We start from the raw sequence: 24,652 nt of genomic DNA, 5'->3' as shown, positions 1-24,652 counted from the left end.
GAATGGAATCACTTTGAACCCGCACCCGGGCGCAGCCCTCCAACTTGCATACACCAACGCCCGGTACACGCTCAATGACATTCATTCTATGGTTGGCCGTACTCGGCGCCGTATTGCTCACCCTCGCCCTCACCTCCTCCTACCTGCGCTGGATGCCGGTGACCACCTCGGCGGTGTGCCTGTTGCTGGGCGTCGCGATTGGTCCGCTGGGAGTCGACCTGTTGCACCTGAACATCAAGGGTTCCGCGCGCTGGATGGAGCACCTGACCGAAGTCGCCGTGCTGTTTTCGCTGTTTGTCAGCGGCCTCAAGTTACGCCTGCCACTCACCCATCGGCTGTGGCGCATTGCGTTCGGCATGGCCGGGCCGGTGATGCTGCTGACGATCCTCGGCACCTGCCTGGCGCTGCATTACCTGCTGCAATTGTCGTGGGGCGTGTCACTGCTGGTGGGGGCGATCCTGGCGCCCACCGACCCGGTGCTGGCAGGCCTGGTGCAGGTCAACAACGCCCAGGACTATGACGCGCTGCGCTTTGGCCTCTCGGGCGAGGCCGGCTTGAATGACGGCACCGCCTTCCCTTTCGTGATCTTCAGCCTGCTGTTCATGCAGCATGGTGGTTTCGACGGCGACTGGCTCGGCGGCTGGGTCCTGAAAAACCTGATCTGGGCAGTGCCGGCAGGATTGCTGGTGGGTTACTGGATGGGCCGAGGCATTGGCCGCGTCACCTTGTGGCTGCGCATCACTAATGACGACAGCACCCTGTCGCCCAATGATTACCTGACCCTGGCGCTGATCGCACTGGCCTACGTGGCCGCCGAAGCAATAGGCGGCTATGGTTTTCTGTCGGTGTTTGCCGCCGGCCTCGGGCTGCGCCAGGCTGAATTCAAATCCACTGGCAACGCCAAAACACCCGCCGAGCACCTGGCACTGCCCGTGGTGGGTCATCTGGAGGTGGAGCCGGACCGCGCCCTGCAAGGTGACGTCAGCGACCTGGCCGACACGCAGATTGCAGCAGGCGTGATGATGGGTGACATGCTCTCGTTCGGCAGCCTGGTGGAACGCTCGATGGAAGTGTTTTTGGTGACCGTCCTGGGCATTGTGCTGGTCAGCCATTGGGACTGGCGCGCGCTGTTGGTCGCGGCATTGCTGTTCTGCGTGATTCGCCCGGTCAGCGTATTCGCCATGCCATGGGGCAGCCTGGTCGACCGTCAGCAACGCAGCCTGATGGGCTGGTTCGGGATTCGCGGCATCGGCAGCATCTACTACCTGTTCTACGCCCTCAACCATGGGCTGATCGGCACCGGCAGCGCCGTGGCGGTGAACCTTACCGTGTCGGTGATTGCCCTGAGCATCGTCGTTCATGGCCTGAGTACCCAGCCGATGCTGGCTTGGTATGAACGACGCGCCAGGGCGAAGGGTCAGTCCTGATTCTCAATATTGCCGACGTCTGCCGCGTCATCCAGATCGTTGAGAGGCACGGTGGCATCATCATTGAGCGGCACGGTGGCATCGTCCATCAACGAGCCCGGGTCTTCATTGCCCGGATCGTTGGGTTCGTCTTCTTCCACATCCAATTCTTTTGACATGGCCTTCTCCTCTAACCGCCCTGGGTGTCGATATCGGCATCGGTTTCAGGCTTGGCTTCGGGCTCAGGCTCGAAATCCGGGCTGAACTCATTCTCCTGCGCCTTGGGGTCGCTGTCGGGCGTTGGGTCCTTGGGCGCATTGACAGCGCTGCCGGGGGCCGGCTCGCCGCCATCGATGGCCGGGTCGTTACGGTTGCTGATTTGCGGGTCGTTACTGGTGTTCATGGGGCACCTCTTCGCAGGTTTGGGAAAATCTTTGCTGCGTAAAACTAAGGTGCCGCAGCGGCGCGCGAAGTTCCTTCCGATTGCTCAGCGGATCGGATTATCGACCTGGATGTAGAACGCATAAATGCCCAGCACCAGCCAGAACACCATGAACAGCCACGGCGCCCGCATGGAGAACAGCAACGACTTGCGATAGCCCTTGTGGGACGACTCCATTTCGGAAAACAGCGGCGAATCATCGTAGGCCATGCCCATCACCGGTTCGCTGCGCAGCAGTTCGCTCTGCTTGTAGTGCCAGTGGTCGATGATTTCATACGCCGCGCGGATGCCCGGCCAGGCGTTCAGCGAACTCAGGATGCCCAGCGCCACCAGAAACACCGGCACCACCAGGGTAAACAGCTTGCCCCACTCCGGGTTGAGGTTGCCCATGCCGGAGACAAAGGCAATCACTAGGAATGACTGCGCGGTGAGGTAAGCATCGGTGCGGTTGGCGAGGATACTGGTTTCGTACTGGATTTCGCGGCGATAGAAGTCCAGGCGGTCCTTGGGCGAACCGAAGATCTTGGCGTTGTGCTCGCTGTGGTCGGTCAGGGCCGATTCCGGGGTATCGGGCGAGATGATGGTTGGCACGAAGGTACTCCGCAGATGGTCGAATGCCAATTAGAAGAATCGGGCGTGTGCGAAGTTCAAGTTAGTTACGCACCATTAAAGAGCACTGCGCGAGCGATGTGAGAGTGGAACGCCCCATCGTGGCGAACGGGATTCCGTGGCGAGCGGGCAAGCCGTAATGCCGTTCAGTTAAGGAAAATGTGTGGGCTTATTGTGGCGAGCGGGCTTGCCCCGCGTTGGGGTGCACAGCGCCCCCAATCCAGCAAAACGCGGTGTACCTGATACGGCTCAGCGCCTGGTTTTGGGGCTGCTGCGCAGCCCAACGCAGGGCAAGCCTGCTCGCCACAGGGAATCTGCGCTTAACTGAACGGCGTTGGGGCTTGCCCCGCGTTGGGCTGCGTAGCGGCCCCAAAAAAACGGGAGCGCTGCGCACTCCAACGCGGGGCAAGCCCGCTCGCCACAAGTAATCAGCGCCTTGAGGCCATTGCGGCACATGCATTGCTTAACCCTTTCATCTGCCCGTAAACAGGAGCAAGCGTTACCCCCCGACCCAGAGCCACCCCCACAAGAAAGAAAGGACCAGGCCTGTTGGCACCCTGCGCCACGGGCTCATAAAAAATTGCGTTTTTAAAAGCGGCAGTGCCACCCATGCACCCCTGGGCACTGACAAGGTACCGGAATGGCTCGATCTTTCTTTGACGAAATGAATGACGCGAACGGCGAGTGCCGTGCGCACTACCAGGATTTCTCCCGCTGGCTGGCCAATACGCCGCCGGAACTGCTGGCCCAGCGTCGCCGTGAGGCTGACTTGCTGTTTCACCGCGCCGGGATCACGTTCACCCTGTACGGCGATGAACAGGACACCGAGCGCCTGATCCCCTTCGACATCATCCCGCGCAGCATTCCCGCCAGCGAATGGAGCGTGATCGAGCGCGGCTGTATCCAGCGCGTCAACGCGCTGAACATGTTCCTCGCCGATATCTACCACGACCAGCGCATCATCAAGGCCGGCATCATTCCGGCGGACCAGGTGCTGGGCAACGAAGGCTATCAAAAGGCAATGGTCGGGCTGGACCTGCACCGCGACATCTACTCGCACATCTCCGGCGTCGATCTGGTGCGCGACGGCGACGGCACCTACTACGTGCTCGAAGACAACCTGCGCACCCCCAGCGGCGTGAGCTATATGCTCGAAGACCGCAAGATGATGATGCGCCTGTTCCCTGAAGTGTTCGCCCGACAGCGCATCGCGCCGGTGGACCATTACCCCAACCTGCTGCTCAAGACGCTCAAGAGTTCCAGCCGCCTCGACAACCCCAACGTGGTGGTGCTGACCCCTGGCCGCTTCAACAGTGCGTTTTTCGAGCACGCCTTTCTGGCCCGGGAAATGGGCGTGGAACTGGTGGAAGGCGCCGACCTGTTCGTGCACGACCTCAAGGTGTTCATGCGCACCACCGACGGGCCCAAGGCCGTCGACGTGATCTACCGCCGCATCGACGACGCATTCCTCGACCCGCAGGCGTTCAATGCCGAATCCATGCTCGGCGTGCCCGGCCTGGTGGCTGCCTATTGCGCGGGCAATGTGGTGCTGGCCAACGCCATCGGCACTGGCGTGGCCGATGACAAGTCGATCTACCCCTACGTGCCGGCGATGATCAGGTTTTACCTGGACGAAGAACCGATCCTGCAGAACGTACCGACCTTCCAGTGCCGCAAACCCGAAGAACTGTCCCACGTACTGGCCAACCTCGGCGAGCTGGTAGTCAAGGAAACCCAGGGCTCCGGCGGCTACGGCATGCTGGTGGGCCCGGCCTCCACAGCCGCCGAGATCGAGGACTTCCGCCAACGCATCAAGGCGCGCCCTCACGCCTACATCGCGCAACCGACCCTGAGCCTGTCCACCTGCCCCACGTTCGTCGAAAACGGCATCGCGCCAAGGCACATCGACTTGCGACCCTTTGTGCTCTCGGGCAAGGAAACCCGCTTGGTGCCCGGTGGTCTCACGCGGGTGGCGCTGCGTGAAGGCTCGCTGATCGTCAACTCGTCGCAGGGCGGCGGAACCAAGGACACCTGGGTGGTGGAGGACTGAATATGCTGAGTAGAACCGCCGCAGATCTGTACTGGATGTCACGTTACCTGGAGCGCGCCGAAAACCTGGCGCGCATGCTCGAAGTCAGTTATTCGTTGTCGCTGATGCCCCAGGCCGGGCGCAGCGACGGCCTCGACGAACTGGCCATGTCGCTGCTCAGCAGCGGCACGCTGGAGAATTACCTGGAGCGCCACCAGACCCTGGACGCCGAGCGCATGCTGCACTTCTTCGCCCTCGACGAAGAAAACCCGGCCAGCATCTATAACTGCCTGCGCGCCGCACGCGGCAATGCCCATGCGGTACGCGGGCGCATCACCGCCGACATGTGGGAAAACCTCAACGCCACCTGGCTGGAAATGCGCAGCATCGCCGCAGGCGGCCTGGCGCGGCATGGCATCAGCCACTTCTGCGACTGGGTCAAGCAGCGTTCGCACCTGTTTCGCGGCGCCACTTCGGGCACCATCATGCGCAATGACGCCTACCGCTTCATTCGCCTGGGCACCTTTGTCGAGCGCGCCGACAACACCCTGCGCCTGCTGGATGCGCGCTACGAGATGTTCGGCGAAGAGTCCGAAGAAGTCAGCGACCTGTCGGCACGTGGTTACTACCAGTGGAGCGCCCTGCTGCGCGCCTTGTCGTCTTTCGAGGCCTATACCGAGCTGTACCCGAACGCCCTCAACGCGCGCTCGGTGTCCGAACTGCTGCTGTTGCGCAGCGATGTCCCGCGCTCATTGCACGCCTGTATCGAGGAACTCAGCCAGATCCTCGCCGACCTGCCCGGCAGCTACGGCCGCACCGCGCAGCGCCTGGCGGCGGAGTTCGAGGCGCGGCTGCGCTACACCGGCATCGACGAGATTCTGGAAGACGGCCTGCACACACGCTTGATCGAGTTCATCGACACCGTGCGCGAACTGGCCCGCGCCATCCAGAGTTCCTACCTGGAAGTGGTCTGACGCCCACCTCGAACTCAATGAGGGAGGTTGCGCAGCGCTCCGTGGCGAGCGGGCTTGCCCCGCGTTGGGGTGCGCAGCGCCCCCAATCCAGCAAAACGCGGTGTACCTGATACGGCTCAGCGCCTGGTTTTGGGGCTGCTGCGCAGCCCAACGCAGGACAAGCCTGCTCGCCACAGGGAATCTGCGCTTAACTGAACGGCATTGGGGCAAGCCCGCTCGCCACAACAAGCCCACCCACCACAGGAATGTGGCTGCCTGAAACCATCAGACGCCGGTGGACTGCACTGCCCACCACTTGGGCAACAACTGCCGCACCCGCGCCTCGCCAAAGCGGTCGTCGATCAGCATCACCACGCCGCGATCCTGCTGGCTGCGAATCACCCTGCCCGCCGCCTGCACCACTTTCTGAAGCCCGGGGTACAGATAGGTGTAGTCATAACCGGCGCCGAAGATCGCACCCATGCGCAGCTTCATCTGCTCATTGACCGGGTTCAGTTGAGGCAGGCCCAGGGTCGCCACGAACGCGCCGATCAAGCGCGCGCCAGGCAGGTCGATACCTTCGCCGAACGCGCCGCCCAGCACGGCAAAGCCGATGCCCTGGCTGTGCTGGGTGAACTGGTCGAGAAATGCCTGGCGCTCGGCCTCGGCCATGCCGCGCGACTGCAGCCACAGGGCTATCTGCGGATGCCGTTCGGCCAGCAGTTGGGCGACCTGTTGCAGGTAATCGAAGCTTGAAAAAAACGCCAGGTAGTTGCCCGGTTGCGCGGTGAACTGCCGCGCGATCAGTTCGACGATGGGCTCCAGCGACGCCTTGCGATGCACAAAGCGCGTGGAGATGCGCTCGACAATGTGCACCTGCAACTGCTCGGCCTTGAACGGCGACTCCACATCCACCCAAGCGGTGTCCGCTGGCAGGCCCAGCAGGTCGGCGTAGTAATGCCTGGGGCTCAGGGTCGCGGAAAACAGCACGCTGCTGCGCGCGGCGGTCAGCCTGGGGCCAATGAATGGGGCGGGCACCACGTTGCGCAGGCACAGGGTCGAGCTGCTGCGCTTGCCGGTGAGCTGACGCTTGCTGATGTCGAAGATGAAGTGTTCATTGAACAGCTCAGCCACCTTGGCAAATTGCAACGCCGCGAAATAGAAGGTCTGCAGCTCACCGCTGAGGGCCTCGGGGCGCTCGTTGAAATAGTCGCCCATGGCGCCGACGCACAGGCTCAGTGCCTGCAGCAGCTTTTCCGGCCGCGCTGCATAGGCCTGATACGGCGCGACCTGGTCCTTGTGCAGCGCATTCCATTCACGGTTGAGGCGCTGCAAGGGTTTCTTCAGGGGCTCCGGCGCCGTGTCGCGCAAGGTCTTGAGGCTGTACTGATCGAGGCTCGCGCTGTACATCGCACGGGCCCGTTCGACCAGATTGTGGGCTTCGTCAACCAGCACGGCGGCGCGCCATTGGTTGAGCTGGGCCAGGCCAAAGAGCATGGCGCCAAAATCGAAATAGTAGTTGTAGTCGGCGACGACCAGGTCGCTCCAGCGCGCCATTTCCTGGCTCAGGTAATAAGGGCACACGTCATGGGCCAGGGCCACCTCGCGCAGGTTGCGCTGGTCGAGCAGGCGCACCCTGGATGCAGCGGCGCGGGCGTCTGGCAGGCGATCATAAAAGCCCTTCGCCAATGGGCACGATTGGCCGTGGCAGGCCTTGTCCAGGTGCTCGCAGGCCTTGTCCCGCGCGACCAGTTCCAGCACACGCAACGGTAACTCCGGATGGCTGTCGTACAAGACCTGCGCGGCATCCAGGGCCAGCTTGCGCCCGGGCGTCTTGGCGGTGAGGAAGAACAATTTGTCCAATTGCTGGGGCGCCAGGGCCTTGAGCAGCGGGAAAATCGTGCCGACGGTCTTGCCGATGCCGGTCGGCGCCTGGGCCATCAGGCAGCGGCCGGTGCTCACCGCCTTGTACACCGTCTCGGCCAGCACGCGCTGACCGGGGCGAAACGCTGCATGGGGAAATGCCAGGGCTTGCGCAGCCTGGTTACGGGCCTGGCGGTGTTGCATTTCCAGGTGTGCCCAGTCGAGGAACACGGCACATTGCTGATTGAAGAACGCTTCGAGCTGCACCGCCTGGAAGGGCTGGCTGAGCAGGGTTTCGCCCTCGCCGACGATATCGAAATACACCAGCGCCAGGTTGATCTCGCTCAGCCCCAGCTTCTGGCACATCAGCCAGCCGTACACCTTGACCTGCGCCCAATGCAGCAGCCGATGGTTGGCAGGCTGGGCATCGAGGTCGCCGCGATAGGTCTTTACCTCTTCCAGGCGATTGCTGTCGGGGTCGTAGCCGTCCGCCCTGCCCCGTACCCTGAGCTGCTGGTATTCGCCCTCCAGGGCCACTTCGTTCTGGTAATGCGCACTGCGCCGGGACGCCACCGTGCGGTGGCCGATAATGCCTTCCTGGGCACTGGGCGACGGGGTAAAGCGCAGGTCGAGGTCACCGACCTTGGCCGTGAACTCACACAGCGCCCGCACGGCCACGCTGTAGCTCAAGCGGGTTGCTCCGCCCAGCGCACGTAGCAGACGGTGACCGGCATCTGGTACTCGCCGCAGAATTCCAGCCAGCGCAATTGATTGTCCTGCAAGCGGTCGCCGGGGCCCTTGACCTCGATCATGCGGTAGGTCTTCTGCGCCGGCCAGAACTGGATCAGGTCCGGCATCCCGGTGCGGTTGGCGCGAATATCCAGCAGCAGGCGTTCGAACCAGTAGCGCAGGTGCTCGGCGGGCAGGCAGGTCAGCGCCTGTTCCAGCAACTCTTCGCTGAGCAGGTTCCAGAACACGAACGGCGACTGGATGCCCCACTTCTCCACATAGCGTTGGCGGATACTGGCCTTGTAGCGCTCATCCTGCAGTTGCTCGAAACACGCGGAAAACAGCGGCGCACGGCGCTGATGGAAATCTTCGCTGTGCAAATCCGCAGGCCCACGCTGGAACGGGTGAAAAAACGACCCCGGCAGCGGCGCGAAAATCACGTCCCAGCAGAGCAAGCCGAACAGTGAATTGATCAACCCGTTTTCCACGTAATGCACCGGGGCGTCTGGCTCGCTGAGGTGCGCCTGCACGCAGTATTCCACCGACATCACAGGCGTCGGCACCGCCAGCGCCAGGTCCAGCCGCGTGACCGGACGCGGCCTGGCCTTGGGCATCGCCGGCTCGCCCAGTTTGCGGCGCAGGCGCGGCAGCACCCGCAGCAGGTGTTGCTGCTCGGCCGCGCTGTGCGGAGCCTGCTGCGCCAGGCATGCCAGGGCCATGGCCTGAGCATAGGCCTCCTGGCGTTCCAGCACGCGGATCAGCCGTGCACGGGCGCCGGGGTGGCTGCACGCCCGGTAGATCTGCTCGGCCAATACCAGTTCGGCGCTGCGCTCGCACAGTTGACCGATCTGGAACAGCAGCTTGGCGCGGCGTTTTTCCAGCCAGGGATTATCGGTTTTCAGCGTGGCGATCTGCTCTAGCACCTCTTCCACCGCTTCGCCCGTCTCGAAAGCCTCCAGGCATTGCTGCAAAAACAAATAGCCATGCACGTCATCACGGCTGCGCAGGCCTCGTGATTCGTCGCAGAAGGCAACTTTTTCGTAGGTATGAATGCCCAGGTCGGCGAGCACGAACTCGGACCAGTCCTGATGCAAATTGCCGAAGAACATCAGGCGCAGGCGGTCGCACAGGTGCATCACGGTGAGGCTGTAGAGGGTGTCGGGCAGCGCCGGGCACCACTGGGCAAAACTGCGGCTATCGGGGAACTGCTCGGCCAGGTGTTCCAGCCAATCGGCCTTGTTGCCCCTGGGGTGTTCGATCCACGGCTTGAACGCCGCGAGCAGTTCGCTTTTTTGCAGCAGGCTGAACAGCACCTCAAACCCCAACGGGCTTCGGTCTTGCACCCAGCCCAGCCCGAGCAATGGCGCAGCCGCCGCATGGGGGCAACCGATTTCCACGTAATTGAGCTTGCCCGCGCGAAAATGCACGCCCTTGCGCATCACCATGCGCACCAACAACGCCTGGGACGGCTGCGGCAACCTGTCGAATTGCTGAATGAAATGCTGTTCGTCGGCATCCAGCAGATCGGCATAGCGTTGCCCCAGCCAATGCAGCACTTGGCGGAAGTTGTGCAGGTAATACAGGGGATCGTCGAGGGGGTTGGCCATGGCGCAAACAATCAAATACTGGTTATGCATACAGAGTGCCGCTACACAGGCGTTGTTGCAATCGGTAATAGATAAATGGCGCACGCAACTTTTTGTATAAAAGTGATCAGATAGGGGGATCCATGGCGTAGCATTTATGGCCCGCAGCCAGCTGTTGCGGGACTTTTCAGAGTTAAGGTAAGGGTTATGAACATGAAGAATTTGGGTCTGCCACTGGTTGCACTCACTTTTCTGCTGCTGGCCGGTTGCGCCACGCAAACGGTCGTCACGCTGCAAAACGGCACGCAATACCTGACCAAGGACGCCCCCAACGCCAAGACCGCCGACGGTTTTTACGAGTTCACGGATATTGCCGGCAAGCGCATGCGCATCAAGGCTGATGACGTGGCCACGGTGCGCAAGGAAGACTAGCCTCTAGATGCTGTGGAAGCGCGGCACTTTGTGGGAGGGGGCAAGCCCCCTCCCACCTTTGATTCTCATTGCTTTAAGCATTGCGTTCAAAGCTCTTCATACCGTTTCAACCGCATTCAGTCCTTAGCTGATCACAATCCCCTCCCCCGACAAACTCGCCACCCCCACCAGCGTCACCGAATCCCCCCCAAAGCTGAGCACCGTATCGGCGCCGACCACCCTGGCGTGATCGCGGTAATCCGTGCTGCCCTGCACACCGCTGAACACCAGCGTGTCACTGGGCTGATAGCCGATGACCCGGTCATGGCCGAACGACCCGCTGAACAGAAAGGTGTTATGCCCGCTGGTGTCGCGGATTGTGTCATTGCCTTTACCCCCCTCGATAAAGTCCGCGCCCTTGCCACCCTGGATGAGGTCGTTGCCGTCGCTGCCGAGGATGAAGGTGTTGCCCTTGTGCGGTTCGGCATTGCGGTTGAGGTCCTGCACCCAGGTGTTGGCCCGTGCCGGGTCCGACAGGTTGGCGACGATCACTGTGGAGTCGCGCGTCATCTGCTCGTAGAACCCGGACTCCAGGATGCGCGTCATGCCGTCGCCATAGCCGCTGGGCAAGTGCGCGAACCAGGTGGGCAGGTTGGCGATGGAAAACGGCAGCACGTTCCACAGCGTCGAGGCGTAGTGATCATTGAAGTTGACGATATTGTCGGTGGTCGACTCATGGGGTTTGTCGTGCACGCCCAGGGACGCGAAGTTGACCGATGAACCGTCCAGCGCGCGGAAGACCGGGTCGTTCTCAAAACCGACATTGAGCACCTTATCGCCGGCACTCTGGGTCGGTGACGCATAGGCCACGTAGTGGGCGTCCTTGTAGAAACCTGACCATTTATTGCTGCTCAGGTCGGCCATGCTGTTGACCGCCAACCCGCCCAGGCTGTGGCCACTGACCAGCACATCGTTGCCGGTCAGGCCATGGGCGCCGGCATAGTCGGCGACGTTCTTGAGCAAACCGCCGAAGGCTTCACCCACATAGTTTTTTGCATAATCCTTGGGACCCAGCGCCGCCAGCAGGTCGCTGACCAGGTCGCCGATGGAGTCGCTGATCAGGCTTTCCCGAGGGCCGGAGGTGCCGCGAAAACCGATGCCGATTTCCAGCAGCTTGCCAGCATCATCGTGCTTGCCCAGCACCTCGACCTGCGCCGTGGTGTAGCCGGCCTTTTCGCCATAGAAAGTGCCTCGGGCGTCGACCTTGCCGGCGTAGCCCAGGGCCGCGGCACTGATCGGCGTCCAGCCGGCCTCGTGCACCGCGTCCAGGGCCGCTTTTTCCGAGTCCGGATTCCACGGGATGCCGGGAATCACTCCCTGGGAATCGGTGCTGCCGAGCAACGCACCCACCAGCGTGGCGGGCAAGCCGAGGCCCAGGCCATTGTGCTGATAGCCCACGGCAAAGCCGTTGTCCAGATTGTGATACGTGTACAACGTGATCGCCATCGCATCGGCGAACAACACCTTGGAGCCCTCGGTGCCGAGGTTTTTATAGTCAAAGATACCCATCGCTCGTGCCTCTCTTTTGTTGATGTTGTCGAGAAAGCCAATCGATCGCTCCCGCGCCAGGCGCGGGAACGCTTCACGCGTCAGAACGCCCAGTCGAGGCTCAACCCCACCCCGTGGACCTTCTCCTTGCTGGCCAACAGGCCGTTGTAGTCGAAGTTCACCCGCGCATCCTTGCTCAGCGCCAGGCTCACTCGTGCGCCAACCAGCGCTGCATCACGCACCATCGGCGCACTCTGCACCGCAAACGAGGGGCCGCCCGAGGCAAATGCCAGGTGCTGCTCGGAATCGGTGCTGCTGAGGTTGTGCTGCCAGCCCAGGGTGCCGGACACCTCCAGTTGCTGGTGATCATTGACATTGAAGGTCTTCAACGCACGCAGGCCCAGAGTGCTCAGCACCTGGTCGCGGGTGTCGTCAGCGCTTTTCAATGCGGCGGCATCGCCCTTCTCGGTAAAACCGTCGCTGTCCAGGTGCACGTAGGCCAGGTTGCCAAAGGGCTCCAGCGCCAGCGCCGGCAGATTCACGCGGTAGGCTGCCTCGGTGAACACTTGCGTGCTGCGGGCATCGACCTTGGCTTTCTGCTTGCCGGCAACGTCGCCGTATTGCAGGTCGCGCTTCACGTCGGCGCGGTGCCAGCTGTAGGTCGCGCCGCCGCTCAAGCGCCAGGCGCCGATCTCATGCCCGGCATAGGCACCGAAGTGGTAGCTGTCGACCGACGCGCGCGAATGGGTGTCGCTGCCCATGTTCAGTGACGTGTCGCTGTAGCCCGCCACCAGGCCGATGCGGGTGGACTCATCCAGTGCCCCGTCAACCCCGGCGAGCATGCCGCCGATGGACGTGGTGTAACCCGCTGTGTCGCTGCGGCTGTCGGTCTTGCCCCAGGCACCGAGGGCCTTGACCCAGACGTTGCCACGGCTGTCGACGGTGTCGCTGGAGGCGCCCATCTCACCGTTGCGCAAGCGCTCGCCCACGGCCTCACGCACGTAACGGCTGTCGTTGACCAGGGCCGTCTCCAACGCCGGGTAGATTTCCCCCGACAGTTGCTGAAAAGCGCCCTGGGCCGACGCGGCGGTTGGCGACAGCAGCAGGCTTTCGTACACGGCATTGCCCGCGCCCAACTGCTCGGCCGCTGCGGCCACGGCACGCTGATTATCGGTGACACCCACGCTGGCAAAGCTGTTGGCGTTGCGCGCTACATCCAGTTGCACGCCGTTGGCGCCGTAGTTCAGGTTGCCGCCGATAAACAGGTAGTCGGGCAGTACCGCCGCAAAACGGCCATTGATGCCACCGGCCGCTTGCAGGATGTTGTACTGGCGCCCGATCAGGCTTTGCGCCTGCGCTGTGCTGAGCAGCGTCGGGCTGTTTTCCAGGGCCAGGGTCACGGTGCCGCCGTTGAGCGTGGCGGTGCCTCCGGCCACAATGCGGTCGCTGCGGGTGGGTGACAGTTCCACGGCGTAGGTGGAGCCTGCGTCGAAGGTCACATCACCGGCCACGTTCAGCGTGCCAATGGAGTTGCCCGGCGCCACGGTGCCACCGCTTTTGGCCAGCAGCGAACCGATGCGCCCGGAGCCGCCAACCACGCCGCTCTGGCTGACGGTGACGTCCGAGGTCAGCGAGCCGTTGATTGCCAGCCGCCCCTGATTGACCAGGGTCGGGCCGCTGTAGGTGTTGGTGCCGCTCAGCACCAGGGTGCCGATGCCCAGCTTGGTCAGGCCGCCATGGCCGGCAATGTCATTGCTCCACACGTCCAGCCCGCAATGCACATCGGTGCACACCCGCTGCGTGGGTTTGCCGGCATCCACCACCGCGCCGATACCCGGCAGGTCGGCGACGAACTGCCCGCTGCCGTAGGCGCCGTCGATGCGAAACTCGGCCGGAATATCCTCGGCGGTCACCAGCATGCCCGGCCCGTTGATGGCCTTGCCCAGGTTGATCATGCCCCAGCCGTACAGCGAATCGATGCCCGGCGCGCCGAGGTCGGTGGCGGTGGTCTTGAGCAGCGTGGCGATCTGATCGCCGCTCATGTACGGGAAGCGCTCCATCAGCACCGCCGCACTCCCCGCCACATGGGGCGCGGCCATGGAGGTGCCGTTGAAGTTGGCGTAGTCGGTGGTGAGGTTGTCCAGGTTGGTGCCGTTGATCACCGAGCTGAAGATTTTCGTGCCGGGGGCCGACACGCAGAAGCTCGCCGCATAGCCGCAGCGCGAAGAAAAGGTGCTGATCACATAGGGGTTGGCGCTCGCGGTGTCCGGGTTTTGCTGCAAGGCGGCCACCGACAGCCAGTTGGGCGCAATCTCCGGCACGAAGTACGCCAGGCCCGAAATCGCATCCGGGTTGTTGCGGTTGTAGTCGTTGCCGGCGGCGAAGATCGTCAGCACGCCGCTGCGCGCGGCATCGATCGCGCCCTGGTAGGCACCGCCGGCGATGGTGCCGAGGATCGGGCGGATGTTATTGAACTGCGCCTGGGCTTCATTCACGGTGAAATTGGGAAACGCCGGATCCCGTCCGCCCTTGGCGTATTGATCGCCAATGCCAATCCCCCAGCTGTTGTTGATGATGCGCGCGCCGCTGGCCACCAGGGCGTCCCAGCCGGCCTTGTACACGGCGCCATCGTTGCCAAGGATGATGCCGTCTTCGGGGCCCGGGTCGCCGTTCTCGGCGCTGATGATCTGCGCACCGTACGCCACGCCGTGCATCGGCCCACCGTCGCGGTTGCCTGCGGCGATCCCGCCGACGTGGGTGCCGTGGTTGCCCAGTTTGCCGTTGGAACCCAGTGACGGCGTGCCGTCATAGCGGAACGCATCGCCGGCTTTTACCGGGATATACGGGTCGGTGTACTGGCGGATGCCCTCGGTGACAATCGTCACCACTTTGTCGGGGCTGGCAAACTCCGGGTGCGCGGCGTACACCGGCTGGTCGAAAATGCCCAGTTTCACGCCCTTGCCGCTGTAGCCGGCGGCATACGCGGTATCGGCATGCACCGCGCCCAGGCCCCAGTCGGCCTTGAACTCAGCGCTGCGCCAACTGGCGGCATCGCCTGGCTTGCCGGTTTCCACATAGGGGGCGGCGTGGGCGGTGCCCAGGCTGGCCAGGCAGCACAGCAATGCGCCATAGGGCGCGCTGCGCGGGTGGCGCAAGGCTGCGTGAATGGCGGTTGTTAACCCTGACTTGCGTGTGTTCACGGTGACCTTCCTTAGTTTTCTTATTGCCAATGTGTAAATCGCTTTTCCATAACAGCGCCGATCCCTGTGGGAACTGGCTTCATGCTGTGCCTTAGAACTGCCAGTTCAGGCTCAGGCCTACGCCCTGGGTTTTCGCCCTGCCGCCCAACTGCCCGTTGTAGTCGAGGTTGACCCGGGTCGCGTTGTTCAGTGCCAGGCTGGCCTGCACGCCCACCAGCGCTGCATCGCGCAGCAACGGCGCGCTGCGCACGGCGAACGACGGGCCGCCGGCCACGAACGCCAGATGTTCTTCGGATTCGACGGCGGTCAGGCTGTGTTGCCAGCCCAGCGATCCAGACAGCTCAAGCTGCTGGTGGTCGTTGAGCGCGAGGGTTTTCAGCGCACGCAGCCCCAGGGTGCTCAGCACCGCATCACGTCGGTCACTGCCACGCTCCAGCGCCGCCGCATCGCCTTTTTCGTGGAAGGAATCGCTGTCCAGATGCACGTAGGCCAGGTTGGCGAACGGTTCCAGTGCCAGCGGTTGCAGTTGCAGGCGGTACGCGGCTTCGGTAAACAGCTGGGCACTGCGCGCGTCCACCTTGGCCTTTTGCTTGCCGGTGACGTCGCCGTATTGCAGGTCACGCTTCACGTCGCCACGGTGCCAGCCGTACGCGCCGCCGAGGCTCAGGCGCCAGGCGCCGATTTCACGCCCGGCATAGGCGCCGAGGTGATAGCTGTCGACAGCGGCGGAGCCATGGCTGCCGTTGCCCAGGTTCAGCGAACTGTCGCTGTAGCCGGCGACCACGCCGACGCGGGTCTGCTCATCCAGCGCGCCGTCCACGCCCAGCAGCAGACCGCCGAGGGAGGTGGTGGAGCCGGCGGTTTCGCTACGGTTGTCGCTCTTGCCCCAGGCGCCCAGGGCCTTGAGCCACAGGTTGCGCTCGCCGGTGACCGGCACATGGCGCAGGCGCTCACCCACAGCGTCGCGCACCTGGCGGCTGTCGTTGATGAGCATGGCACCCACTGCCGGGTAGATTTCTCCGGACAACTGCTGCAAGCCTTGTTGCGCGCCTGCCTGGGAGTCGGAGCGCAGCACGCTTTCATACACCGGGTTGCCCGCGCCAAGCTGCTCGGCGGCCGTGGCCACGGCGCGCTGGTTGCGGTTGGCGGCGACGCTGGCGAAGGTTGCGTCGTTACGCACCACGTTCAGCTGTACGCCCGTGGCGGCGTAATCGAGACGCCCACCGAGGAACAGATAATCGGGCAACACCTGGCCAAACTGCCCCTGAATGCCGCCGGCTGCTTGCAGGATGTCGTATTGGCGGCCAACCAGGCTTTGAGCCTGCGCCGCGCTGAGCAGGGTCGGGCTGTTTTCCAGGGCCAGGGTCACGTTGCCACCGCCAAGGATCGCGCGGCCGCCAGCGACGATGCGGTCGCTGCTGCTGGGGGTCAGTTCCACTGCATAGGTGGAGCCCGCCGCCAGGTTGACGTCGCCCGCCACCTGCAAGGTGCCCACGGAATTGCCCGGCGCCACGCGCCCGCTGCTGTTCACGGACAGCGCAGCGATACGCCCGGAGCCGCCGAGGGTGCCGCTGTCGTTGACGGTGACCGCCGAGGTGAGCGAGCCATTGACCGCCAGCAGCCCGCCGTTGACGACGGTTGCGCCGCGATAGGTGCTGTCGCCGCTGAGCACCAGCGTGCCCGCGCCAGACTTGATCAGGCTGCCTTCATACAGGCGCCGCGCGGCGGCCTGATCGCGTGCCGTGCCTACCGCGTAATCGGTCTGGTCCTGCTGGCTGGCATTGGCGCCCACGCTGTTTTGCCAGCCCTTGTCGCGCAAGGTTTGCTGCCAGGCCGCCTGTTCGGCGCGGTCCTCGGCCTGGCGCTGGATCAGCGCCTGGTCGGAGATGCCATTGCTCCACACATCGCCCTGCCCGGCGGCGAGGCTCACATTCATCGCGCCAAGCAACTGCCCCGGTCCGTGCATTGCCCGGCCCAGGTCGGGCACACCCCAGCCTACGGTGGTGTTGGGCGCCTGGGTGAGCGAACCGTCGAGCTGGGTGGCGGTGGTCAGCAGCACCTGCAGGGCCTGCTCGTTGCTCATGTAGGGGTAGCGCTGCATCACCAGCGCCAGCGCGCCGGTGGCATGGGGCGCTGACATCGAGGTGCCGGATTTGATCCCGTAACCGCCACCGGGAATGGTGCTGTTGATCAGCGCACCGGGGGTGGAAATACACCAGTACTTGGCGACTCCGCATTTGTTGTACTTCTGGTTATTGGCGATATCCAGGCCTGATACGGCCAGCCAGTGTCCTTCCAGGTCTGGCTGGAAGTACGGCAGCGCGGCACGCACGCTGGCGTTTGCGTAGCCGCTGTTGCCGGCGCTGAACACATTGATCACCCCAGCCCTGGCCACATCGGCCGCCGCGTCCAGCCAGGTGCCACGGTTGTAGTGTTGGGCATAGGCGGCGTGCAGGTCGCCGAGGGTCTGGTAGCTGACGTCCTTGGGCTGACTGCCCCAGCTGTTGTTGATGGCGCGCACGCCCGAGTCCACCAGGGCGCTGTACACGGTCTTGAAATACCTGGGGTCGGGCGTGGGGCCGAACAGGAAACTGTCGTTGGCGTTGGTGTTGCCCACATAGACCTGCGCGTTGTAAGCCACGCCGTGCATGCCGACGCCGTCACGGGCGGCGCCCATGGTGCCGGTGACGTGGGTGCCATGGGAATCGTTGTTGGGGTTGAGCGCGCCGGTGGTGCTGAATGCGCTGCCGTCCAGGTACGTGCCGGTGGCGGTGACCGGGTGAAAGCGATCGGTGGAAGCCTCTGGATGACTGGCATCGAAGCCCGAATCCAGCGCGCCGATCTTTACCCCGCTGCCGTTGATGCCGGCGGCGTAGGCTTCATCGGCCTTCATGCGCCCCAGGCCCCAGTCACTCTGGAACTCGGCGGAGCGCCAGCTGGCGGGGTTGCCGGGCTGGCCGGTCTCGGTGTATTGCGCCTGCGCCGCAACGGACAACAGCAGCAGGGAGCCTGCGGTAAAGGGTTTGAAACGCGACGAATCGGTGATCATCAGAGCCATCCTGTGTGTGTTGTTATGGGCGTTGGTTCACAGGGCCGAAGGCCTCATCCACTTTCGCAAGGTCGGTGTCACGCAAATTGCCCGCGTAGTAATGCAACTTGGTCCAGGCCATCAGGTAGTCGTAACGCGCCTGGGCCAGGTCGCGGCGGGTGCTGTAGAGCTGTTGCTCGGCGTTGAGCGCGTCGAGGTTGACCCGCTCGCCGCCGAGGATGCTGTGCTTGGTCGAGACCACCAGCGCTTCGGCCGACGCCAGGGCCTTTTGATAGGCGCGCAGCTTGCTCACCCCCGACAGGCACGCACTGAACTGGCGCCGCAGTTCGATCAGGGTTTCGCGGGTCTTGCCTTCCAGCTCGTACTCGGCCTGTTCCATGGCACGGCTGGCCTGACGGGTGGATGCCGACACGCCGCCGCCGGCATACAACGGCACACTGATTTCGACGCCGATGGTGTTGGTGTCGTAGCGCTGGTTGTAGGTGTTGCCGCTGTCGGACTCCTGCTGACGCGAGCTGGCATACGCGGTGACCTTGGGCAAGTGCCCGGCGCGGTTGCGCTCCACTTCGTAGCGCGCCACTTCCAGGGACTGGCGCTGGGACGCGAGCGTGGGGTTGTTGCTCAGGGCCAGTTCGTGCCAGGTGTCGTAGTTGGCGGGCGTGAGGGTGAAGGCGCCAAAACCCTGATTCAACGGCGCCAGGTCGTGGATGTCGACACTCTGCACGCCGATCAGCGCGCCCAGCTCGCGCAGGGACGCGTCCTGTTCGTCCAGCGCCTGGATTTCTTCGGCGGTGGCCAATTCGTAACGGGATTCGGCTTCGAGAATGTCCGTGCGTGTGCCTTCGCCCTGCTGGAACAGGTGCTGGTTCTGCTGGAACTGTTGCTCGAAGGCTTTCTTCTTGGCGCGGGCAATGTCGATCTGGTCCTGGGCAAACAGCGCCTGGGTGTAGTAGCTCAGCACACGCACCAACAGCGCCTGGCTCTTTTCGCGAAAACTTTCGTCGGCAAACAGCGCCTGGGCCACGCCCTTGCGGTAGTTGGCATAGGCTTCATAGTCGAACAGCGGCTGTTGCAGGCTGAAGGTGGAGCCGTAACTGTTGTAGTTGCGGTCGTCGCGATAACTGCCGCCGCGCCCGTCAGGCAGGTGCGCTTCGGAGTTGTTGCGGCCCTTGTTGTAGGTGTAGGACAGCCGAGGCAGCAGGCCGGCGCGGCCAATGGTGCGGTTTTCCAGGCCGGCGTCGCGCTCCTTGATCGCGCCGAGGAACACCGGATCGTTGCGCAGGGCCTGCTCGTACACATCGAACGGGCCCATCGCGGCCTGGGCACTGGCGCAGCTCAACAGCAAAGCGAGGCATACGGGCTTCATGCTCATTCCTCGGTCAACGCGGAGCCGGCGCGGTCCAGCAGCGGCTTGAACAGATAATTGAGCAACGAACGCTCGCCGGTGCGCACGAACATCTCGGCGGGCATGCCGGGCTTGATCACCAGGCCGTGGAGTGTTTCCAGCGCAGCCTCGCTGACGGTGGTGCGCAGCACGTAATACGGCGCGCCAGTCTTTTCATCGAGCATCTGATCGGCGGAAATCAGGCTCACCTCCCCCGGCACGCGCGGGGTGCGGCTCTGGTTGAAGGCGGTGAACAGAATATCCACCGGCAGGTGGGTGCCGACCTTGTCCACCAGGTGCACCGGCAAGTGCCCTTCCACTTCCAGACGCGTGCCCTGGGGCACGATTTCCAGCAGGGTTTCGCCGGCCCGCACCACGGCGCCTTCGGTGTGCACGCCGAGGTTGACCGCGATGCCATCGGCCGGCGCGTTGATCTCGCTGTGTTGCAGGTCGAAACCGGCGGAGGTCAATTGCTGTTCCAGGGTGAGGCTGCGCAATTGCGCGTCGGCCAGCTGGCTGCGCACCTCCTTCTGGTACTCCTCGCTGTGCTGCTGCAGTTTGAGCCTGGATTCAAGGATGCCCTGCTCCACCCGGCCGCTTTCGCCGCTGTTCTGCGCCAGGTCCTGTTGCACCTGGGAGAGCTGGCGCTGGTAGTCCATCAGCCGGTTGCGCGGGATGTAGCCGTTGTCGGCCAACGGTTGCAGGTTGGCCAGTTGGTCGCGCAGGGATTGGGCCTGGGCGGTCAGGTCGGTGCGAGCGCGGCGCATACCGTTCAACTGCGCGCTGGCGCCCTCGATGTTGGCGCGGATGCCGGCCTGTTCACGGGCGAAGGCTTCGCGGCGGCTGCTGAACAGTTGACGCTGGCCTTCCAGTACCAGGGCCAGCGCCGGGTCGGGGTTGGCGCTCAGCTCAGCGGGAAAGGTGATCGCCGCTCGGTTGTCGCGCTCGCTCTGCCAGCGCGCCACGCTGGCCCAGGCCATGCGGTACTGGGCTTGCAGTGACTGTACGTCGGCCTGGTTGCGGGTCTGGTCGAGCCGAAACAGCGGCTGGCCCTGTTTGACCGTCTCGCCTTCGCGCACCAGAATCCGGCTGACCACGCCGGGGCTGACGCTTTGCACCGCCTTGCGCTTGCCGGACACCACCACCGTGCCCTGCACGGGGATGCCCTGATCGAGGGGTGCCAGGCTCGCCCAGAGGAAGAACCCTCCCGCGCCGACTACTGTCAGCAGCCACCCCATGCGGGTGAAAAAGCGGGCGTCGCGTTGTTCGAACGTAATACTGCTCATGCGCCTGGATTCCTTCCGGCTTGATACTGGCGGCTGAAACTGACACCGGGTTTTTCCTTCGGCGCTTCCTGCTGGCCGGACAACGCGCGCAACACGTCCTGGCTAGGCCCGAACGCCTGCAGGCGCCCTTCGTTGAGCACCAGCAGTTTGTCGGCCTGGGCCAGCACCGAGGAACGGTGCGTGACCAGAATCACGCTGCTGCCCTGGGCTTTCATCTGCACGATGGCGCTGGCCAGCGCGGCTTCACCGACGGTGTCGAGGTTGGAGTTGGGTTCATCCAGCACGATCAGGCGCGGCCCGCCGTACAGCGCGCGGGCCAGGGCGACCCGCTGTTTCTGGCCGCCGGACAGGCCGCCGCCGTGATCCCCCAGCACCGTGTCGTAACCCTGAGGCAGGCGCAGGATCAGCTCATGCACGCCGGCCTGTTGCGCCGCCTTCACCACCAACGCCGGGTCGGCCTCGCGAAAACGCGCGATATTGTCGGCAATGCTGCCGCTGAACAGCTCGATGTCCTGGGGCAGGTAGCCAATGTGCGGGCCAAGGTCGTCACGGTCCCAGCGGTGAATATCCGCGCCGTCCAGGCGCACCGTGCCGGCCAGGGTCGGCCACACCCCCACCAGCACCCGCGCCAGGGTGGACTTGCCGGAACCCGAGGCGCCCAGCACGCCCAGCACGTCACCGGCGCCAAGGGTGAAACTGACGTGCTGCAGCGTTGCCAGACGCAGCCCCGGCGGGCCGGCGCTGACGTCTTCGAAGCTCACCTGACCGTTGGGCGCCGGCAAGGCCATCTGCTCGCCCTCCGGCGGGAAGGCGCGCAACAGCTCATCAAGACGCTGATAGGCCAACTTGGCCGAACTCCACTGCTTCCACACCGCGATCAACTGGTCGATGGGGCTGAGTACGCGGCCCATCAGGATGGAACCGGCGATCATCATGCCGGCGGTCATATCGCCCTTGATCACCAACAACGCGCCCAGTCCCAGCACCAGCGATTGCAGGCACAGGCGCAGGGATTTGCTCAGGGAGGTGATCACCGAACCGGTGTCGCTGGCCTGGTTTTGCAGGCCGAGAAATTGCGAATGCACGGCAAACCAACGGGTGCGCAACGCACCGAGCATGCCCATGGCCTGAATGGTTTCGGCATTGTGTAAATGGCTGGTGGCCAGTTGGGTCGACTGCTGGGAGAAGCCACTGGCCTCGCCCAGCGGCTTTTTGGTCAGGTATTCGTTGAGGCAGGCCAGGCCAATCAGCAACGCCGCACCGGCCGTAGCCAGCACCCCCAGCCACACGTTGAACAGGAAAATCACGAACAGGTAGATGGGAAACCACGGCGCATCGAAAAACGCGAACAACGCAGGCCCGGTGATGAACTGGCGGATATGGGTCAGATCACCCAGGGATTGCCCGGCATGGCCCTGCCCGCTGTGCAGGTTGCGTTCAAAGGCGGCCTTGTAGACGCGCAAGTTGAAACGCCGCTCCAGATGACTGCCAATGCGGATCACGATAAAACTGCGAATGACTTCGAGCAGACCAATAAACGCGAAGAAGCCGACCACCATCAGCGTCAACATCACCAGCGTGGTTTCATTCTGGGAGGACAGCACGCGGTCATAGACTTGCAGCATGTAAATCGACGGCACCAGCATCAACAGGTTAATCAAGGCGGTGAAACAACCGATACTGATCAAGATGCTCTTGTATTCACCCAGCGCCTTGAACAAGGGTGCAACGGTAAGGGGCCTGGCCATATCTTCTTATCTTCCTTGAAGCAAACTACGCGCACTAGTTGGCGCAACCCTTCATCAGGGCCAGTCAACTAATCAATCAAGTTATAGGCTTATAACGGTAACTAAGGTTTGCGCTGCAATACCACAACGCCGCCGGATTGAGTGCGGCCTTCGTACTCACCTTCGCGCTGACGATTCAAGTGGGTAATACCGCTGCCTTCGGCATTCATCAACCAGATCCCGTCCGGGGTGGGTGACCAGCTCAAGGGCTTGTCGCCCAGCCAACGAGCCACACACGCCACATCGCCACCCAGGGCGTTGGCCTGCTCCAGTAATTCCAGGCTGCATACCTGATCCTGCTGCTTCAATTCCCAGTGCCCCGCCAACTGCGCGGGGGTGGGTAAAACCAGACTGCTCGCCATTGCGTGGGCTCCTGCCGACACGAACATCACCTGTACAACACTGGTGATCAATTTGGAAAACCACTGCATCTTTACGCTCCCGCCCGCAAGCGCGGCGCCGAAGCGCCGCGCCCGTGCATCACGCCACGATGTCGCTGACAGCGGCCTGGCCAACGGTGGTGACGAGGAAATCCGCCACACCCTTGCCGGCGAAGTCGACGGCCAACGTGCCCAGGTTGGTGCCTGAGGCGTAGGTCAGCACCGCATCGCCAGCATGCCCGGAGAACGCATTGACGAAGCTCAGGCCCGCGCCTTTGGTAATGCCGGACAGGTCGATCTTGTCCACACCGCTGGTGAAGTCGAAGATCTTGTCCGCAGCCCCTGGCCGGGAGTCGGAACTGGCGCCGAACACGAAGGTGTCATTGCCCGCGCCGCCCCACAACTGATCGGCACCGCCACCGCCGTAGATGAGGTCGTTGCCGGCCCCGCCCTTGATCAGGTTGGCGGCATTGTTGCCGATGATCAGGTCGTTGCCCGCGCCACCGAATGCGTTCTCGAGGGTCACGCCCTTGGCAATGGACACGTTGCCCACCAGGCCGCCAACGTCAGAGAACGAGGTCTCATTGAGGTTGATCTTCTGGTTCTGGGTGAACCCGGAGAAGTCCAGGGTATCGTTGCCGCCACCGTCCCAGACCGAGAACACCAGTTTGTCGGCGTTGGAGGTTGCGCTGAGGAAATCACGCCCAGTGTTGGAGTTGAAACCATAGGTGGTGTCGGTCGCGCGGGTGGCGAAGTTGGCACCGTAGAGCTTCTGGATCGCCGCGATATCGTCGATCAGCGGGCCGGAGGCATAGGCTTCAACCCCGCCTTTGCTGAAGTTCTGATTGGTGTTGCTCTCGCTCCAGTAGCTCATCAGGCTGTAGCCACGCGTGTCCTGTCCGTAGGTCGCGTCTTTGTAGGACGGGTTGCCGTTCCCGGCGTTGTAGTCGCCAGGGTGAGCCAGGCCCAGGGTGTGGCCGATCTCGTGGGTCAGGGTCTGCCGTCCGTAATTGTTCAGGTCCGGCGTCTTGTTCTGCGTGTAGCTGTTGTTGGTCAGGTACCACGAGGTGCCGTCGTAGCCTGCGCCGGTGCCGGGCAGGTAGGCGAAGGCCGCTGCGCCATCCTGGCCGCCGCTGTAGTTACCGAAAGTCATGTGGCCATCACCACCGCTGGCCTTCTCGGTGAAGGTGACCTTGGCCACGTCCGCCCAGGATTGCATGGCGAGCGCTGCCTGTGCTTTCTGCTGGGCGCTGAACTGGCTGAAACCCGAGATCCCGTGTTTATTCAGGGTGCTCGTGGTGGCCGAGGTCAGGAAGGTGTAGGTGAGATCGATCTTGCCGTTGCCATCGGCGTCGCGGTATGCCGCGCCGTCCCGCAGCAGCTGGGTCGCTGCCTGGTCCACGGTGTAGGACGGTTTGCCATTGACCGTGAGGTTGCCGCCACGGTCATACAAATGGCTGAAGCTATCGATTTGCGAGTAGGCGGTACTGGCCTGAGCGGCAGAGACAATAGCTTTGTCTTTTACTTTTGACATAAACGTACTTCCTTGTTTGCAAGTGCATCAGTCTTGGGTCGATAGGAACCTCGCGGGCGAGATCGTCCTATCACTCGCCTCTTTTGAAGGCGTAAGAAAACTGACACAACTTGAAATCTTTCGTCTACATCTATTTCTGCAATCAGAATGTGCAGAAGATTCATCCTGCACAAGTAACGAGCAATGTTTATTGGGGGACGTGGTTTTTTGTCCTACAAAATACACCGCGCTGTTATTTAAATATTAAATAGCTGGCACGGGCATCAACTTACAGTGCACAGGCAAATAATGGATCCAATTATTGTCACGGTGTCATTGGCAACATTAAAGAGCCACTACTTATTATTTATGGTGGCGATTGCCCCCTATTACCGGGACAAATAACTTAACCCGTTAACTGAGTCGGTTTTACGTGCTGGACCTGCCTGGAGACCTGACCCGGCGTGCGTTGCATGA

General features: G+C 63.0%; 17 protein-coding genes. 4 read left to right on the top strand and 13 right to left on the bottom strand.

The features are described from left to right. Nucleotides 1-74: 74 nt before the first annotated feature. The gene (locus H045_RS08085; RefSeq protein ID WP_015371993.1) at nt 75-1,427 is read left to right on the top strand and encodes a cation:proton antiporter; all 1,353 of its coding nucleotides are present in this window, start codon (nt 75-77) and stop codon (nt 1,425-1,427) included. Here the strand turns inward: H045_RS08085 and H045_RS25200 are convergent. The 3 genes from H045_RS25200 to H045_RS08075 all read right to left on the bottom strand — a co-directional run bounded on the left by H045_RS25200 (nt 1,418) and on the right by H045_RS08075 (nt 2,439). Next, nucleotides 1,418-1,585, bottom strand: coding sequence for a hypothetical protein (locus H045_RS25200; protein WP_015371992.1), 168 nt, complete (start codon nt 1,583-1,585; stop codon nt 1,418-1,420). The genes H045_RS08085 and H045_RS25200 overlap by 10 nt on opposite strands. Before the next feature lie 11 nt (nt 1,586-1,596). After that, on the bottom strand, nt 1,597-1,809 hold the full coding sequence (locus H045_RS08080; RefSeq protein WP_003230154.1) for a hypothetical protein: 213 nt from the start codon (nt 1,807-1,809) through the stop codon (nt 1,597-1,599). A gap of 84 nt (nt 1,810-1,893) precedes the next feature. Next, nucleotides 1,894-2,439 (bottom strand): hypothetical protein, encoded by a 546-nt coding sequence (locus H045_RS08075; RefSeq protein WP_003230153.1) that lies wholly within the window; start codon nt 2,437-2,439, stop codon nt 1,894-1,896. A gap of 658 nt (nt 2,440-3,097) precedes the next feature. On the opposite strand from H045_RS08075, the gene H045_RS08070 reads away from it, so the two are divergent. Together H045_RS08070 and H045_RS08065 are read left to right on the top strand one after the other, a co-directional pair. Next, nucleotides 3,098-4,507 carry a circularly permuted type 2 ATP-grasp protein gene (locus H045_RS08070; protein WP_003230151.1) on the top strand — a complete coding sequence of 470 codons (1,410 nt, stop codon included), beginning with the start codon at nt 3,098-3,100 and terminating at the stop codon, nt 4,505-4,507. A 2-nt stretch (nt 4,508-4,509) separates the two neighbouring features. Beyond that, nucleotides 4,510-5,460: an alpha-E domain-containing protein gene (locus H045_RS08065; protein WP_003230148.1), complete on the top strand. Its 951-nt coding sequence runs from the start codon at nt 4,510-4,512 to the stop codon at nt 5,458-5,460. Nucleotides 5,461-5,724: 264 nt separating this feature from the next. Here the strand turns inward: H045_RS08065 and H045_RS08060 are convergent, their stop codons facing one another. Together H045_RS08060 and H045_RS08055 are read right to left on the bottom strand one after the other, a co-directional pair. Then, nucleotides 5,725-7,992, bottom strand: a complete 2,268-nt coding sequence (locus H045_RS08060) for an ATP-dependent DNA helicase (protein ID WP_015371991.1) — start codon at nt 7,990-7,992, stop codon at nt 5,725-5,727. Further along, nucleotides 7,989-9,638 carry a VRR-NUC domain-containing protein gene (locus tag H045_RS08055; protein ID WP_015371990.1) on the bottom strand — a complete coding sequence of 550 codons (1,650 nt, stop codon included), beginning with the start codon at nt 9,636-9,638 and terminating at the stop codon, nt 7,989-7,991. Before H045_RS08055 ends, H045_RS08060 begins: the two co-directional genes overlap by 4 nt. A 186-nt stretch (nt 9,639-9,824) precedes the next feature. On the opposite strand from H045_RS08055, the gene H045_RS08050 reads away from it, so the two are divergent. Then, complete coding sequence (locus H045_RS08050; protein ID WP_003230142.1) at nt 9,825-10,049, top strand: YgdI/YgdR family lipoprotein; 225 nt, start codon at nt 9,825-9,827, stop codon at nt 10,047-10,049. Nucleotides 10,050-10,172: 123 nt separating this feature from the next. Here the strand turns inward: H045_RS08050 and H045_RS08045 are convergent, their stop codons facing one another. From H045_RS08045 to H045_RS08010, 8 genes are all read right to left on the bottom strand, one after another. Continuing rightward, a complete protein-coding gene (locus H045_RS08045; protein WP_015371989.1) occupies nt 10,173-11,597 on the bottom strand; it encodes a polyurethane esterase in 1,425 nt (474 codons plus the stop codon). An 80-nt stretch (nt 11,598-11,677) separates the two neighbouring features. Further along, entirely contained in the window at nt 11,678-14,776 is a 3,099-nt protein-coding gene (locus H045_RS08040; RefSeq protein ID WP_015371988.1) for an autotransporter serine protease, read from the bottom strand. Between the two features lie 91 nt (nt 14,777-14,867). Further along, nucleotides 14,868-17,825 (bottom strand): autotransporter serine peptidase EprS, encoded by a 2,958-nt coding sequence (gene eprS, locus H045_RS08035; protein ID WP_015371987.1) that lies wholly within the window; start codon nt 17,823-17,825, stop codon nt 14,868-14,870. A 22-nt stretch (nt 17,826-17,847) separates the two neighbouring features. Continuing rightward, complete coding sequence (locus H045_RS08030; protein ID WP_015371986.1) at nt 17,848-19,191, bottom strand: TolC family outer membrane protein; 1,344 nt, start codon at nt 19,189-19,191, stop codon at nt 17,848-17,850. 2 nt (nt 19,192-19,193) lie between these two features. Further along, a complete protein-coding gene (locus tag H045_RS08025; RefSeq protein ID WP_003230131.1) occupies nt 19,194-20,495 on the bottom strand; it encodes an HlyD family type I secretion periplasmic adaptor subunit in 1,302 nt (433 codons plus the stop codon). After that, entirely contained in the window at nt 20,492-22,243 is a 1,752-nt protein-coding gene (locus H045_RS08020; protein WP_015371985.1) for a type I secretion system permease/ATPase, read from the bottom strand. Before H045_RS08020 ends, H045_RS08025 begins: the two co-directional genes overlap by 4 nt. Nucleotides 22,244-22,344: 101 nt before the next feature. Beyond that, the gene (locus H045_RS08015) at nt 22,345-22,713 is read right to left on the bottom strand and encodes a protease inhibitor Inh/omp19 family protein (RefSeq protein ID WP_003230127.1); all 369 of its coding nucleotides are present in this window, start codon (nt 22,711-22,713) and stop codon (nt 22,345-22,347) included. A 49-nt stretch (nt 22,714-22,762) separates the two neighbouring features. Continuing rightward, complete coding sequence (locus H045_RS08010; RefSeq protein ID WP_015371984.1) at nt 22,763-24,196, bottom strand: serralysin family metalloprotease; 1,434 nt, start codon at nt 24,194-24,196, stop codon at nt 22,763-22,765. Nucleotides 24,197-24,652 lie beyond the last annotated feature (456 nt).

Origin of the sequence: Pseudomonas poae RE*1-1-14 (genome assembly GCF_000336465.1) — a bacterium.
Lineage (GTDB): Bacteria > Pseudomonadota > Gammaproteobacteria > Pseudomonadales > Pseudomonadaceae > Aquipseudomonas > Aquipseudomonas poae.
This window is presented reverse-complemented; position numbering and strand designations above follow the sequence as displayed.